This is a genomic window from Metabacillus rhizosphaerae, from assembly GCF_037201795.1.
GTDB classification, from domain to species: domain Bacteria; phylum Bacillota; class Bacilli; order Bacillales; family Bacillaceae; genus Metabacillus; species Metabacillus rhizosphaerae.
Genome location: NZ_CP147403.1, coordinates 700,545 through 715,987, shown reverse-complemented (window position 1 = coordinate 715,987; position 15,443 = coordinate 700,545). Strand labels below are relative to the sequence as shown.

Genomic DNA, 15,443 nt, shown 5'->3' with positions numbered 1-15,443 from the left:
ATTACTCCTGTTCGGAGTTTCGTAAATAATAGCCCACTCCACGTCTTGTTACAATCCATGTTGGATGACTTGGATTATCTTCTATTTTTTCTCTTAAACGTCTTACTGTAACATCTACTGTTCTGACGTCACCGAAATAATCATAGCCCCAAACTGTTTGTAGTAAATGTTCCCGAGTCATAACCTGACCAGTATGTTGTGCTAAATAATGTAGGAGTTCAAATTCTCGATGGGTTAATTCAATAGTTTCTCCTCGCTTTGACACAACATATGCATCAGGGTGGATGACAAGAGATCCAATACTTATTTCATTTGTTGCCCCTTTAGGTTCAGTGTTCTCAATTGTCTGCTGGCGGCGTAAATTAGCTTTGACACGCGCTAGTAACTCCCGCGTACTAAATGGTTTTGTTACATAATCATCTGCACCTAGCTCAAGACCAAGAACCTTATCTATTTCTGAATCCTTAGCGGTTAACATGATAATTGGCATGTCATGCTTCTTTCTAACCTCTCTACAAACCTCCATACCATCTCGATTAGGAAGCATAATATCTAATAGTAAAAGATCTGGATTTATTTCCTCAACCATTTCTAGCGCTTGGTTGCCATCATAGGCACAATATACGGTATATCCTTCTTTTTTTAAGTTAAATTGCAAAATATCAGCAATTGGTTTTTCATCGTCAACGACTAAAATCTTTTTTTCCAATGCTCTCGCCCCTTTAAGTTACGTGTAATCTACATAATTTAAATGTAACATTTTCACAGAAGAGAATCATCTTTTTTAAAGACGAACCTGTGAACCATGTGAAAAATAATAGAAAAACATTAATGTATTTTATTTAGGATAAGTCTCCGTTAAACAACAAGGTTGATAAAAATAGGAGTTAAAAGTACGTTATAGATAACTTCGTGTTTATAAAACTTTTTTATGGGTAGTAGGTAAGTAATACTTATTTTAATCAAAAAAGGGACTGACTAAAATTGTCAGACCCTTTGTATCATTTTTTTAAGTAATCCATTGGATTTTTTAAATTACCATTATCATAAACTTCAAAGTGAAGATGCACACCGGTTGAATGACCAGTTGTACCCATTACGCCAATTTTTTGCCCTTGAGATACAACTTGTCCAACTGAGACAGAAATTGAATCTAAGTGTGCGTAAATCGTTTTTAAACCGTTATTATGGTTAATAACCACTTTGTTTCCATAACCACCATTAAATCCTGCAGATTCAACTGTACCATTATCTGCTGCTTTAATTGTACGATCACTTGGTCTAGCTATATCTATTCCTTTATGAAGCTTTCCCCAGCGTTGGCCTAAGCCACTAGATATATAGCCACCAACTGCTGGCCATGCTAGACTACCAGTACCTCTAGAAGGAATAATCTTTGTACCCTTTAAAATAATTTCTTTAACAGGTTCTTTTAAGATTTCTTCACTAGCAGTTTCTCGTTTTACCTCTGAGCTATTTTCTTTATGAATAACATATTTTACCAGTCTTTCACCATCTACACCTTTTTGGGTTATCTTTTGTTCGCCCTTTGGCAGTGAGGAATCTTCTTTAACCTCTGTTTCAAAGGAAATGCTTTCTTTCTTTAGCATCTCTTGCTTTTCACTCACTTTAACGTAAGGCTTTAAAACCGTTACGGTCAGCTCTTCACCAGGTTTAATTACTGTATCTTTTTTAAGTCCAGGATTTAAGTCTAATAGTTGCTCTAACGTTAAATTATGTTTAGATGCAATACTACCTAAGACATCATTCTCCTGAATCATGTATTTCTTTTCCTCAAGTGTACCTTTTTTTAATAGAATAACGCCTTGATCAACAGTTAATACTTTGTCTGGAGAAACTTTTTTCGTTTCAAGTGAAACTTTCTCAGAAAATGTTACGTCTAATATACGTGACTGCCCTTCTTTTAATGAGTCTAAAGGAAGATTAGTAGCTTGTCTCGCCTCAATATCATTAAGTACATCTTTAGTTACATATTGCAGCTTATACTCAGTTAATACAGATTCAGCATCTGCTTTACTATTAAAATTAGCAACAGACTGATCGTTAATCATTAATTCAGTAGATTCAACAACAACATCAAGCTCTTTATCTAAGTTTAATAATGTCTCATTATTATTAAAGACTGGGCGAAACATTTGTTCAGGAATAATTTCTATATCTTCAACTGTTAAATTTAAATTCTTATATGTGGCTTTTTGCTCTTCTAATTTTTTCTTAGACAGATCATCGATCAACACTTCATTATCAACAGTGCCCATGTAGTCTTCACCTAAGTAGATATGATACACAGTTGAAAAGGATGTTTCTGCAGAAGCAGATTCTACTCCTAATGTTAGGGTAGTTGCTAATGCAATCCCCATTGTGAATTTATTTATAAATGAATATTTTTTTATGAGATGATTTCCTACTAATCTATTAGAACGCTTAAACACTGATTTTTCCCCCTAAATCTTTACTACAAGAAACTCAGGAAGCCCCTTACATAAGAATTTTGTTTTAAATCGACAAAATTCTCGTCATTATCCACCTTATAAAGGTAACATATTATTTGTAAACAGCCTTAAAATCCGACAAATTGTAACAGTATTGTATTATTACATACATATTTTACTTATTCCTGTCATTTCCTGTAGATTTGAAGGGAGGAAATGGGCATATTATAGTTACCACAAAATAGCTTGTTCTTTACCTAATAAACTTTTAAAAAAATAAAAGCATGATTCTATTGAATCATGCTTTTGGAGTGGCTCGGGACGGAATCGAACCGCCGACACATGGATTTTCAGTCCATTGCTCTACCAACTGAGCTACCGAGCCATACTGGGTTTACGGCTTCCGCTAAACTTCGAATCTCTGAGTCAGCTCTTTCACTCACATCCTCACGTATTTACATACGCTCCGGTGATTGTTCAATCGCTTCCTTGATCTTCTCGTTTATCGAAACCCTTTTACTTAAGAAAAGTAACTTAGGATAATGGCGGTCCGGACGGGACTCGAACCCGCGACCTCCTGCGTGACAGGCAGGCATTCTAACCAACTGAACTACCGGACCTAATTGTAATTCTACTATATATAAAGTGACCCGTACGGGATTCGAACCCGTGTTACCGCCGTGAAAGGGCGGTGTCTTAACCGCTTGACCAACGGGCCAAAGTAACATGTAGTAAAAATGGTGAGCCATGAAGGACTCGAACCTTCGACCCTCTGATTAAAAGTCAGATGCTCTACCAACTGAGCTAATGGCTCATTATAGAAATGAGTAGATATTACATTGTTTTAGTGCTTGTACTGACGCCCAAATCTCAGAAAGCTTATTCAAGCAGTGGCTCAATTTGTGCGCTGATGTTCATGCTTCGCAGCTTATTCGTTCGTGCTCTACCAACTGAGCTAATGGCTCATTATAGAAATGAGTAGATATTACATTGTTTTAGTGCTTGTACTGCTGTGACTCATTATTCAATGAATAAGATATTAAATCTTCTAACAGGACGTGATCTATCATACCATATCACTTCTAAATAAAACAATACATTTTTTTATTTAATTTGTAATATTTTCTTTGATGTTAAAAGGGAATCGACATTCTTCGATTCCCCCCTATACAATGACTAATGTTTATTTAGCTATATACACTGCGAATAACATTCGTTTGAGTTCTGTCCGGTCCCACAGAGAAGATCGATAATGGAATACCAGTAAGCTGTGAAATACGCTCGATATAATGTCTAGCGTTAGCAGGTAGTTCACTTAGATTGCGAACACCTGTAATATCTTCTGTCCAGCCTGGTAGTTCTTCGTATACTGGTTCACATTCTGCAAGAACTTTTAAACTAGCAGGATACTCGTTAATTGTCTCACCTTTATGCTTATATGCTACGCAAATTTTTAATGTTTCAATGCCAGTTAACACGTCAATTGAGTTTAGTGAAAGGTCTGTTAATCCACTTACTCTTCTTGCATGACGAACAACAACACTATCAAACCATCCAACACGACGTGGACGTCCAGTTGTTGTACCATATTCACGTCCAACTTCACGAATTTGGTTGCCAATTTCATTGTTTAATTCAGTAGGAAAAGGACCGTCACCTACACGAGTTGTATATGCCTTAGATACACCAACAACATGGTTTATCTTAGTTGGACCTACTCCAGAACCAATTGTAACTCCTCCAGCAACAGGGTTAGAAGATGTAACAAAAGGATATGTACCTTGATCAATATCAAGCATTACACCTTGAGCACCTTCAAAAAGAACACGACGCCCCTCATCCAAAGCATCATTTAGAACAACTGATGTATCTAAAACATACTTTTTAAATTGTTGGCCATATTCATAGTACTCATCTAAAATTTCTTCCACAGTGAAGCCTTCTACTTCATAAAACTTTTCTAACATGCGGTTCTTTTCTTCTAAAGCACGAACAAGCTTCTCTTCGAAAACATCACGCTCAAGTAAATCAGAAATACGGATCCCTACGCGAGCTGCCTTATCCATGTAGGCTGGTCCGATTCCTTTTTTAGTTGTACCAATTTTATTTGCGCCTTTTCGTTCTTCCTCTACCTCATCTAATTTAAGGTGGTAAGGTAAAATGACATGCGCACGATTGCTAATACGTAAATTATCTGTTGTAATTCCACGCTCATGTAAATAAGCAAGTTCTGTAACAAGTGCTTTCGGATCTACAACCATACCATTACCAATCACACAGATTTTATCTTTATAAAAAATACCAGATGGAATTAAGTGAAGTTTATAAGTCTCTCCACCAAATTTAATTGTATGACCTGCGTTATTTCCACCTTGATAACGAGCAATAACCTCTGCATTTTCAGAAAGGAAATCAGTAATCTTTCCTTTCCCTTCATCTCCCCATTGAGTTCCAACAACTACTACTGAAGACATTCCGTGCACCTCCGTAATTTCGCACTTAATTTCGCACTAATCAAACATGTTTATTTTATCAATCACTATGAAGAAAGTCAATGAAAATACGAACATTTATAAATCCACCAGATGTATTCGTTCGTATATTCCTCTTTGTCTATTGTAATAAAAAACAATATATTCCTTCATTACTCTTTATTTACGATTACTTTTATCATATCCCAATATAGAATGATTAACTCTAAAAGGAACATAAAAAAAGAAGACCGCATGGATACGATCTTCTCTTATGCACCTTGTGGTACACCTTCGTCATCAAAACGCCGCTCTAGATTAACGAATTTGTTATATTCTTTTACAAAGGCTAATGACACGGTACCAACCGGACCATTACGCTGTTTAGCAATGATAATTTCAATGATATTTTTATTCTCAGATTCTTTATCATAATAGTCATCACGGTATAGGAAGGCCACAATATCAGCATCCTGCTCAATACTCCCAGATTCACGGATATCTGACATCATTGGACGTTTATCTTGACGTTGTTCAACTCCACGTGATAGCTGAGATAAAGCAATAACAGGAACCTTTAGCTCACGAGCTAATTCCTTAAGAGTTCTGGAAATTTCCGATACCTCTTGTTGGCGGTTATCACTACGACCACTACCTTGGATTAATTGTAAGTAATCGATCAATACCATACCTAAACCAGCCTCTTGTTTTAAACGGCGACATTTTGCACGGATTTCACTTACACGTATACCAGGTGTATCATCAATATATATTCCAGAATTTGAAAGGCTTCCCATTGCCATGGTTAATTTACCCCAATCCTCAGGGGTTAATGAACCTGTTCTAAGTCGTTGGGCATCTATATTACCTTCAGCACAAAGCATCCTCATGACAAGCTGATCTGCACCCATCTCCAGACTAAAGATTGCAACGTTCTCGTCAGTTTTTGTCGCAACGTTTTGAGCAATATTTAATGCAAATGCAGTTTTACCAACAGATGGACGTGCTGCTACAATAATGAGATCATTTCGTTGGAAGCCTGCTGTCATTTTATCTAGCTCCATGAAACCTGTTGGGATACCAGTAACATCCCCTTTACGATCATGAAGCAATTCAATGTTATCATATGTTTGGACAAGAACATCTTTAATATTTTGAAAGGCACCAGCATTCTTACGCTGTGCAACCTCCATAATTGTTTTTTCAGCCTCATTTAAAAGAACTTCAACTTCATCTTCACGGCTATACCCATCTTGGGCAATTCCAGTAGCAGTACGGATAAGACGACGTAAAATTGACTTTTCTTCTACTAATTTCCCGTAATATTCAATATTAGCTGCAGTAGGTACTGAATTTGCTAAATCACTTAAATATGAAACCCCGCCCACTTCTTCTAAAAGATTCGCGTCTGCTAATTCTGAGGTTACCGTTACTAAATCGACTGGCTCACCTTTATCGGATAAATCAAGCATTGCATTATAAATTTTTTGATGTGATGCACGATAAAAATCTTCAGGAATTAAAAGTTCTGATGCTAATGTTAAAGAAGATGGTTGCAGAAATATTGCACCTAATACGGCCTGTTCTGCTTCTATATTTTGTGGTGGAATACGATCACCAATTACTTCGTTTATGATGACCACCGTCCTTTTATTTTAATAATTGCTAGGAAGCTATCAATGATTCAATCTCATATAATTAGAAACTCTTAAGTACTAAGCATAAAAAAAATGTGGCTAAGCTTCAAGATAAATTTCACTCTTTCCACAAAACCACTTATATTTCCAACATTTACTGTTCAGTTACATGCACCTTTACTGTTGCTGATACTTCAGGGTGCAACTTAACAGGTACATTTGTAAATCCAAGGGCACGAATTGCATCAGGTAGGTCGATTTTGCGCTTATCCAACTTGATACTATGGCTCTTTTTAAGTTCATCTGCTATTTGCTTACTAGTAATTGAACCAAATAGACGCCCACCTTCACCTGATTTAGCACTTAATTGTACAGTTAGTTCCTCTAACACCTTTTTAAGTTCTTGCATTTGCTCTAATTCTTCAATTGCTTCTTTCTCTTGTTTCTTCTTTTGTGCATTTAAAGAGCTTACATTAGCATTTGATGCTTCAACTGCAAGTCCTTGTTTAAGTAAGAAGTTTTGCGCGTAGCCATCCGCAACATTTTTGACTTCACCTTTTTTCCCTTTTCCTTTTACATCTTTTAAAAATATTACCTTCATGATTTGGTTCCTCCTTCAAGATAATCTTCTAGTGCTGATTTCAGTCTTTCTTCTGTTTCTTTAAGCGTGTAATTCTGAAGCTGTGTCGCAGCATTTGTTAAATGACCTCCGCCATCAAGGGCTTCCATAATGAGCTGAACATTAATGTCACCTAATGACCTGGCACTAATGCTAATACTAGCTTCATTCCGCCTTGCAATAACAAAGGAAGCTGAAACTCCATTCATTGTTAAAAGCGTATCAGCCGTTTGAGCAATGATAACCTGTTCAAAAAATTCATTGTCATCTGCAATTGTAATCGCAATTCCTTCTTTGTAGATTGACGCGTTTTGAATAAGTCTAGCACGCTTCACATAGTTCTCGATATCTTCTTTCATAAACTTTTGAACTAGTACTGTATCAGCGCCCTTAGCTCTTAAGTATGAGGCTGCATCAAACGTACGTGAACCTGTACGAAGAGTAAAACTTTTTGTATCAACGATAATACCTGCTAATAAAGCAGTTGCTTCAACCATGTTCATTTTAAGACGCTTTGGCTGGTACTCTAATAGCTCTGTTACTAATTCAGCTGTAGACGATGCGTAAGGCTCCATATAAACAAGGATTGGGTCCTTTATAAACTCCTCACCCCGTCTATGATGATCAATGACAATAACATGCTCACTTCTAGATAGTAACCTTTCATCAATGACCATTGATGGCTTATGGGTATCTACGACAATAAGTAATGTTTCATCTGTCATAATCTCTAGTGCTTGCTCTGGAGTGATAAATCTCGACCAGAGCTCTGGATGCTGCTTTAGCTCAATCAGTAATTGTTCTACACCAGAATCAAGTGCATCTGGGTCTAAGACGATAAACCCCTCTTTTCCATTTACTTGTGCAACCTTTAAGATTCCAATAGCAGAACCAATGGCATCCATATCAGGAAACTTATGTCCCATTATCATCACTTTATCACTTTCAGAGACAATTTCTTTTAATGCATGGGATATAACACGGGCACGTACTCTCGTGCGCTTTTCCATTGGGTTGGTTTTACCACCAAAGAACTTTACTTTACCGCTTGTTTGTTTTATAGCAACCTGGTCTCCACCACGTCCAAGGGCTAAATCTTGACCAGATTGAGCTAAATCAGCTAGCTCCTGCAACGAAGATACACCTGTACCAATCCCTATACTTAATGTTAATGATACATTATGGATCGTTGTTTTCTCTCTAACTTCATCTAAAATGGAGAATTTCGTTTTTTCTAACTTAGTTAAAATATTTTCATTTAACACACCTAAAAAACGTTCTGAGGAAACTCTTTTTAAAAATACACCATAATCCTTAGCCCACTTATTTAATAAGGCTGTTACTTCACTATTTATTGCACTCTTAGCCTGATCATCCATCCCTTGTGTCACTTCATCATAATTATCTAAAAAGATAAATGCTAAGGCTGTACGCTCATTCTCATACTGCCGCTCAATTTCTATTTGTTCTGTAACATCAAAGAAATATAATAAACGTTCATTTCGTTTAATAATGACTTTAAATTTTCGATCATGTAAGGTAATCGTTTCTGAATCAACTTCTTGTTTTATTAATGGGACTAATGCATCAGCTACATCAAAGAGGGATCTACCCACTAATGTATCTGCGTCAAAGCAAGAAGTTAAAAATGGATTCGTCCACTCTATATGATATTGATCATTAAATAACATAATCCCAATCGGCATCTCCATTAAAGCTTCTTCGCCGACCTTTTTCAATCGATATGATAGCGTTGTAATATAACCTTCCATTTCTAATTGAAAGTCTAAAACAGCTTTTCTTAGAAGGTAAAGTGAAACACTTAAGAAAATAGATACCAGGATACCGATTATCCAATTATAAAAAAATAGAACCAGGACAGCTATAACTGTTAAGCCAATTAATGAATAAATAGAATATCGGATTAATGGCTTTTCATTTAAATTTGGCATTCGTTTCTCATCAACTCCTCTCAGGCAGTGAATCCTATTTTACTTTTTTGTTATTTTGTCACGGAGAGGGAAACATAAATCAATTATACCTAAGATTCTAATAAGATAAAGAAATATTGGTAAGAGCAATGAAGCAATTACAGCGATTACTGGTATAGCCTTTGATAAGCCCTTCTTATATGAATAATAATATATGAACGAGTAGCCTTGAATTAGGACACAGAATTGTAAAATATAATATAAGTTTATCAACGCCATAAAATAGAAGCTATCTTTATCAAGTTTTATCATAATTAACACTGATACGATTAAATAATACCAGATTAAGCTTATTGGCAAGCGCCAATCCCTAAATGGTTTTAAAGGAGATACTTCAACCTTCAAGCGCTTAAGTACTGGTATTGCTACAAGGTGGCTAAAGAGAGAAAATAGGATACCTAAGGTTACAAACATAGTTGGTGTTAATATATGTATCAGATCCAAACCCTTTTCCAGCTGTTCAAATTGTTGCTCTACATTTGTATTAGCGTCAAGAGCAGTAATGATTGACTTTGATTGCTCTATTGATTCTTCAAGTAAACCGATAGAAATTTTTATAAAATCAAGCTTAAGGAATAGTATTGCTCCTATATAAGTTATAACAAAACTAAATGTATAAGCTAAGCTTCCTCCTATTAATGCACCTATCGGACTTTTCCTTTTATAAAAATAACCCATTGTTAAGCCACTCAAACCAAAAATAAAAGCGATTAAGATATTTGTTACTGACCCAAAGAGGATCGATAGAATACAACCCGCGATTAACATCATGATCGATAGGGGAATACCATGTCTAATTGTAAATAGCATAAAGGGTAATGGGAGGACTAAGTGTAAGATCGTCCCTATGATTGGTGCATATAGAGCAAAAAGCATTAAAACTAAGAATATCGCTAAAATAAGTGCACCTTCTGTTATTACACGAACTTTACTCACATTTTCACCTCTTTAAAGGGATCATATTATATTTTAGACTACCTTCATCACGGAATCAAACTTCTAAACGACCATCTTAACACCTTTTTTCAGAATGGTTATTTACCCAATTAAAGGAAGCATTATTAGTAGGGTAGGCAATCTAGGTCTGCCCATTTAATAGATGAAAAAAGCACAGAAAGGATACAATCCTTATCTGTGCTTTTTCATTTATTATTCACCAGAAACGTATGGTAATAAAGCCATTTGACGAGCTCTCTTAATAGCTACAGTCAATTTACGTTGGTATTTTGCACTTGTACCTGTTACACGACGAGGTAAGATTTTACCACGCTCAGATACGAATTTTTTAAGTAAATCAACATCTTTATAATCGATGTGTGTGATACCGTTAGATGTGAAGAAACACACCTTACGACGTTTCGCACGTCCACCTTTACGTCCACCTGCCATTTTCTAGTTCCTCCCTTCTGATTATATTACGGTCATATATTTATAATTAAAACGGTAAGTCATCATCAGATATATCAATAGGCTTTCCATCGTTTGCAAATGGATCGTCATCAAAGCTTGTACGACCTTGATTACGTTGATTTTGATCTGAACCGAATGGGTTTTGATTACCAGAGTTTTCTGAATACCCACCAAAGTTATTATTATTGTTATTGTTGCTGTTGTAGTTATTGTTGCCTCCGCCGCTCGCACCTCTAGGCTCAAGGAATTGGACACTTTCTGCAACAACCTCTGTTACATATACACGTTTCCCGCTTTGATCCTCATAGCTACGTGATTGCAAACGACCGTCAACACCTGCTAAGCTTCCTTTTTTAAGAAAGTTTGCAACATTTTCGGCTTGCTTTCGCCAAATCACACAGTTTAGAAAGTCAGCTTCTCTTTCACCTTGTTGGTTTGTAAACGTACGGTTTACTGCTAAAGTAAATGTAGCAACAGCTACTCCGCTTGGTGTGTAACGCAAATCTGGATCTTTTGTTAGTCTTCCGACTAGTACAACTCGATTCAACATCAGAACCATCCTTTTTTGAATATCTTTTCAAACATTAATTATTTATCTTCTTTTTTAATAACGATATGGCGAATGATATCTTCGCTGATTTTCGCTAAACGATCAAATTCTTGAATAGCAGCAGCTTCAGAGTTAACTTGAAGAAGCATGTAGTAGCCATCACGGAAATCATTGATTTCGTAAGCCAAACGGCGTTTGCCCCACTCTTTTGATTCGTTTAATTCCGCACCATTATCAGATAAAACGCTGTTGAAACGCTCAACTAGAGCTTTCTTAGCTTCATCTTCAATATTTGGGCGGATGATGTACATAACCTCGTACTTTTTCATCATCTTACACCTCCTTTTGGTCTAAACGGCCCATTATAGGGCAAGGAGCAATTAAAATAAATTACTCACAATTAGGTATTATAGCAAATGATACTGAAATGCGCAAGCGCCTTGATTAGCTCCGACAAGCATAAGACGCTCTTGAATATAGAAGGTGTTCTTTACCTTCAATTCAAGAGTGGCTTATGACTCGAGGAGCTGGGCGCTGAAGCTGGACACCAAGAAATGCGCAAGCGCCTTGATCAGGAGCTTGCGCTAGTCACAAACTAAATATGGAATAAATAATTTTAGATAAATAGTATTAGCAAGAAATCTTATACATTAAAGCGGAAATGGATAACATCTCCATCTTGTACAATGTATTCTTTACCTTCTAGACGGACTTTTCCTGCTTCACGTGCAGCACCCATTGTCTTTGCTGCTAATAGGTCATCATATGAAACTGTTTCAGCACGGATAAATCCTCTTTCAAAGTCTGTATGGATAATAGCAGCACATTGAGGAGCTTTCATTCCTTTTTTAAATGTCCAAGCACGAACCTCTTGTTCACCTGCTGTAAAATAAGTTGCCAGACCAAGAAGATTGTAAGAGGCTTTAATTAACTGATCAAGCCCAGACTCTTCAATTCCAAGCTCTTCAAGAAACATTTCCTTTTCTTCACCTTCAAGTTCAGCAATCTCTGATTCAATTTTAGCACATACAACAATTACTTCAGCATTTTCAGCTGCCGCAAATTCACGAACCAGTCCTACATATTCATTGTCTGAAGGATCTGCAACTTCCTCCTCACTAACATTTGCTACATATAGAATTGGTTTAAATGTTAATAAATGAAGTTGCTTCACATATTTCAATTGCTCTTCTGTTAATTCCACAGAACGAGCTGGCTTTTCACTTTCAAACGCTTCTTTAAGCTTTACTAGGATTTCATGTTCAAAGACAGCTGTTTTTTCTTTCTGCTTTGCTAACTTAGCTACACGATCAATACGTTTATCAACTGTTTCCAAATCCGCTAATATCAACTCTAGATTAATTGTTTCGATATCCGAAATTGGGTCAACTTTACCAGATACATGAGTAATATTATCATCTGCAAAACAACGCACAACATGACAAATTGCATCTACCTGACGGATATGGGAAAGAAACTTATTACCTAATCCCTCTCCTTTACTTGCACCTTTAACAATTCCAGCAATATCAGTAAATTCAAATGCGGTTGGTACGGTTTTTTTAGGTTTTACAAGTTCTGTTAGCCTTTGTAAACGCTCATCAGGTACTTCTACAATCCCGACATTAGGATCAATTGTACAAAATGGATAGTTTGCTGACTCAGCACCAGCTTGTGTAATTGCGTTAAATAATGTTGATTTTCCGACGTTTGGAAGACCTACAATTCCTGCAGTTAATGCCATATTTCCACTCCTCTATCATTAAACAAAAAAATTTGTCCGAATTCTAACCAATCTTCAACAATTATAGATAGTAAACACATAAAAAACAAGCAGGTCTCTCATTTATAGTGAAACAATATAAGAAAAGCGTAAGCGTCTTGCTCAGCCCCGACAAGCATAAGACGCAAGTGAATAGAAGACGTTCTTTGTCTTCAATTCACTTGTGGCTTATGACCTCGAGGGGCTAGGCGCTGGAGCTGGACACCAAAACTAAGTACAAACTTTTATGCATTCTTACCTTACTAAAAAGGAGAACCTATAAACGGCTCTCCTTTGCATCAATTATCATTCATTTTCTCGATATTTACTAAACAATCATATAAAATACTACCTAATCCATTATCAGAATTATCATCAGGTGTTAGCAAGTTTACAGAACCGCCAAACTTATGCCACTGTCCTTCATCAACATTTATTGTTCTAGGATGGGCCCTTTTCAAGACCCTTACAATTCCTGAAAGACTTCCTCTGTCATTGAAAATTCTGACAGAATCTCCATCTGTCATATCCTTCTCACTTGCAATATCCTCTGATATTTCAATTTTAACAATTTGTAGAGTCTTTATCAGAATATAATGCTGTGAATGATTAGAGCGTAACGGGTGAATTGTTAAGAGCTGATATGGATACTTTTTTGCTAACAATGAGTTTGTAAGGCTAGACTCTTTTGGAGGCAAATATTGTGGTTTTCCTACATACCCCTTTTTCTCAGCAATGGATGAAGTAAATTCAAATTTCCCACTCGGAGTCAAAAATTTCTTTGTCTCCCAAGGTACAAAGCGCACAGGTAATGGCAGTCTCTTTTCCTCTTTCAACCGTTCAACTGTTATACCATGCTGTTTTAAATGTGAAAGTCCTATCTCTAAATACTCAGTTCTAGTAAACTGAAACTCTTCTCCAAAACCTAAACGATTTGCTAATTCAGTCCAAATCCACAAATCAGATTTTGCTTCTCCAGGTGGTTTAACTAACTGATCTCCATAATTCACATAATGGTGGTACATTGACGAATAATAGATATCTTCTTCCTCAAATACGGTTGTTGTTGGGAGTACATAGTCAGCCAGTTCAGCAGTATCTGTTAAAAAGTGGTCAACAACCACAAGTAAATTAACCGATTCGAAAGCTTTCTTTACCTTTGCAGAATTTGGGACCTGTGCAAGAGGGTTCCCACACGTCACAAAAATCATTTTAATGCCTGGATTTTCAGCACCTAAAATTCCTTCAGCCTGTTCCATCATTGAAAAGTGCCTTGTTACCGTTTTTTTATGTGGCAAGGTAAGTCCACTCTTATTAAAGCTGTTACCAACTTGCAGATTCCCAAAGTTAACTCCACCACCTGGGACTCCTACATTTCCACTTACTGCAGCAAGTGCATCTATTAATCTAATTGTATTTCCGCCATTTGCATATCTTTGCATTCCGAGACCTAAATAAGTAGAAGTTGGGCCATCGCAATAAACGGTAGCTAAATATCTAATGTCTTCATAGGAAATTTCAGCCTTTGCCAAAACATCCTCCATCTTGATACTATCCAGTAAGCACAAAAGGTCATGAAAACCAATTGTGTGGTCCTTAATAAACTGTTGGTCATGCCTATTTTCATCTACCAAAACCTTCATAATGCCAATCGCTACTAATCCATCCATTCCTGGCTTTACCGAAATATAATTATCCGCTATTTTAGCAGTTGCATTGTAAATGGGATCTATAACGGTAATAGTTGTGCCGCCTTTTTTAGCTTCTTGTAAGTATTGAAATAAATGCATGTTTGTTCTAGCTACATTTCTTCCCCATATGACAATATGCTTGCTATGAAAAATATCATCTGGGGCATGACTAAAAGAGCTACCAAAATCCCAGGTTTGAGCTTCAATACCAGAACCCCAGCAAATGCTACCAACTAAATTTGTGACACCGCCATAACAATGAAAGAAACGCTGATCAAGATTCTTCAGCAAGCCATTATTCGCATAATCATGACTATGCAGTACAGCTGTTGATCCATAGATCTCCTTGATCTCACTCATTTTGTCTGCTACTTCATTGAGAGCTTGCTCCCATGGAATTTCAATAAACTGACCATTTACTTTTTTTAATGGCGTTGTTAACCGTTCCTTTGAATTTGTTTTCGTTTCTAGCATTCTTCCTCTACCACAAATTTTTCCTTTGGTAATTGGATGGTCTTTATCGCCTTCAACCTTAGTCACTTTTCCATTCTCAACAGTTACCTCTAAACCACAACTATCCCAACAGTTTAAAGGACATGATGATTTAAATACCTGCTTCATTTCCTATTCCCCTCAACTTACTCATCCGACTCTTCGTGTTTAACAAGTATCTTTTTCATTTTTCTAGAGAATTCCTTTCGAGGGATTAAAACACTATGCTCACAGCCCTCACATTTAATTCTTACATCCATTCCCATTCGAATGATTTTCCAGCGGTTTGTCCCACATGGATGCTGCTTCTTCATTTCTACAATATCCTTTAAACCAAATTCCTTTTCTAGCATATTTTAACCTCCGC

At 36.5% G+C, this 15,443-nt stretch carries 13 protein-coding genes and 4 tRNA genes; all 17 read right to left on the bottom strand.

Translation table 11 applies throughout. From position 1 onward, the window contains the following. Position 1 precedes the first annotated feature (1 nt). The 17 genes from yycF to WCV66_RS03575 all read right to left on the bottom strand — a co-directional run bounded on the left by yycF (position 2) and on the right by WCV66_RS03575 (position 15,429). Positions 2 to 709 (bottom strand): response regulator YycF, encoded by a 708-nt coding sequence (gene yycF / locus WCV66_RS03655; RefSeq protein WP_066338711.1) that lies wholly within the window; start codon positions 707 to 709, stop codon positions 2 to 4. A 292-nt stretch (positions 710 to 1,001) separates the two neighbouring features. Further along, positions 1,002 to 2,453 carry a M23 family metallopeptidase gene (locus WCV66_RS03650; protein ID WP_338787908.1) on the bottom strand — a complete coding sequence of 484 codons (1,452 nt, stop codon included), beginning with the start codon at positions 2,451 to 2,453 and terminating at the stop codon, positions 1,002 to 1,004. Between the two features lie 312 nt (positions 2,454 to 2,765). Continuing rightward, positions 2,766 to 2,838: transfer RNA gene (locus WCV66_RS03645), tRNA-Phe, on the bottom strand. A 158-nt stretch (positions 2,839 to 2,996) separates the two neighbouring features. Then, positions 2,997 to 3,073, bottom strand: a tRNA-Asp gene (locus WCV66_RS03640). Between the two features lie 26 nt (positions 3,074 to 3,099). Continuing rightward, positions 3,100 to 3,171: transfer RNA gene (locus WCV66_RS03635), tRNA-Glu, on the bottom strand. Between the two features lie 20 nt (positions 3,172 to 3,191). Beyond that, positions 3,192 to 3,267, bottom strand: a tRNA-Lys gene (locus WCV66_RS03630). A gap of 373 nt (positions 3,268 to 3,640) precedes the next feature. After that, positions 3,641 to 4,927 carry an adenylosuccinate synthase gene (locus WCV66_RS03625; RefSeq protein ID WP_066338714.1) on the bottom strand — a complete coding sequence of 429 codons (1,287 nt, stop codon included), beginning with the start codon at positions 4,925 to 4,927 and terminating at the stop codon, positions 3,641 to 3,643. A gap of 269 nt (positions 4,928 to 5,196) precedes the next feature. Next, complete coding sequence (gene dnaB, locus WCV66_RS03620; protein WP_066338842.1) at positions 5,197 to 6,558, bottom strand: replicative DNA helicase; 1,362 nt, start codon at positions 6,556 to 6,558, stop codon at positions 5,197 to 5,199. A 157-nt stretch (positions 6,559 to 6,715) separates the two neighbouring features. Next, complete coding sequence (gene rplI, locus WCV66_RS03615) at positions 6,716 to 7,162, bottom strand: 50S ribosomal protein L9 (protein ID WP_066338717.1); 447 nt, start codon at positions 7,160 to 7,162, stop codon at positions 6,716 to 6,718. Next, positions 7,159 to 9,132 carry a DHH family phosphoesterase gene (locus WCV66_RS03610; RefSeq protein ID WP_338787906.1) on the bottom strand — a complete coding sequence of 658 codons (1,974 nt, stop codon included), beginning with the start codon at positions 9,130 to 9,132 and terminating at the stop codon, positions 7,159 to 7,161. The genes rplI and WCV66_RS03610 overlap by 4 nt, the downstream gene beginning before the upstream one ends. A gap of 39 nt (positions 9,133 to 9,171) precedes the next feature. Further along, a complete protein-coding gene (locus WCV66_RS03605; RefSeq protein WP_083964768.1) occupies positions 9,172 to 10,107 on the bottom strand; it encodes a YybS family protein in 936 nt (311 codons plus the stop codon). Between the two features lie 213 nt (positions 10,108 to 10,320). Beyond that, a complete protein-coding gene (gene rpsR / locus WCV66_RS03600) occupies positions 10,321 to 10,560 on the bottom strand; it encodes a 30S ribosomal protein S18 (RefSeq protein ID WP_046588211.1) in 240 nt (79 codons plus the stop codon). 46 nt (positions 10,561 to 10,606) lie between these two features. Then, positions 10,607 to 11,131 (bottom strand): single-stranded DNA-binding protein, encoded by a 525-nt coding sequence (ssb, locus tag WCV66_RS03595; RefSeq protein WP_066338724.1) that lies wholly within the window; start codon positions 11,129 to 11,131, stop codon positions 10,607 to 10,609. A gap of 38 nt (positions 11,132 to 11,169) precedes the next feature. Next, positions 11,170 to 11,460, bottom strand: coding sequence for a 30S ribosomal protein S6 (gene rpsF, locus WCV66_RS03590; RefSeq protein WP_066338859.1), 291 nt, complete (start codon positions 11,458 to 11,460; stop codon positions 11,170 to 11,172). 314 nt (positions 11,461 to 11,774) lie between these two features. Beyond that, entirely contained in the window at positions 11,775 to 12,875 is a 1,101-nt protein-coding gene (gene ychF, locus WCV66_RS03585) for a redox-regulated ATPase YchF (protein WP_066338729.1), read from the bottom strand. A 317-nt stretch (positions 12,876 to 13,192) separates the two neighbouring features. Next, positions 13,193 to 15,205, bottom strand: a complete 2,013-nt coding sequence (locus tag WCV66_RS03580; RefSeq protein WP_338787905.1) for a molybdopterin-dependent oxidoreductase — start codon at positions 15,203 to 15,205, stop codon at positions 13,193 to 13,195. Between the two features lie 17 nt (positions 15,206 to 15,222). Then, the gene (locus WCV66_RS03575; RefSeq protein WP_066338737.1) at positions 15,223 to 15,429 is read right to left on the bottom strand and encodes a DUF951 domain-containing protein; all 207 of its coding nucleotides are present in this window, start codon (positions 15,427 to 15,429) and stop codon (positions 15,223 to 15,225) included. Between the last annotated feature and the right edge of the window lie 14 nt (positions 15,430 to 15,443).

Bases quoted from the DNA above. Each gene is read 5' to 3' on its own strand.
- ssb (WP_066338724.1), bottom strand. From the start codon at position 11,131: ATGTTGAATCGAGTTGTACTAGTCGGAAGACTAACAAAAGATCCAGAT.
- rplI (WP_066338717.1), bottom strand. From the start codon at position 7,162: ATGAAGGTAATATTTTTAAAAGATGTAAAAGGAAAAGGGAAAAAAGGT.
- ychF (WP_066338729.1), bottom strand. From the start codon at position 12,875: ATGGCATTAACTGCAGGAATTGTAGGTCTTCCAAACGTCGGAAAATCA.
- WCV66_RS03580 (WP_338787905.1), bottom strand. From the start codon at position 15,205: ATGAAGCAGGTATTTAAATCATCATGTCCTTTAAACTGTTGGGATAGT.
- WCV66_RS03625 (WP_066338714.1), bottom strand. From the start codon at position 4,927: ATGTCTTCAGTAGTAGTTGTTGGAACTCAATGGGGAGATGAAGGGAAA.
- WCV66_RS03610 (WP_338787906.1), bottom strand. From the start codon at position 9,132: ATGCCAAATTTAAATGAAAAGCCATTAATCCGATATTCTATTTATTCA.
- rpsR (WP_046588211.1), bottom strand. From the start codon at position 10,560: ATGGCAGGTGGACGTAAAGGTGGACGTGCGAAACGTCGTAAGGTGTGT.
- rpsF (WP_066338859.1), bottom strand. From the start codon at position 11,460: ATGAAAAAGTACGAGGTTATGTACATCATCCGCCCAAATATTGAAGAT.
- WCV66_RS03575 (WP_066338737.1), bottom strand. From the start codon at position 15,429: ATGCTAGAAAAGGAATTTGGTTTAAAGGATATTGTAGAAATGAAGAAG.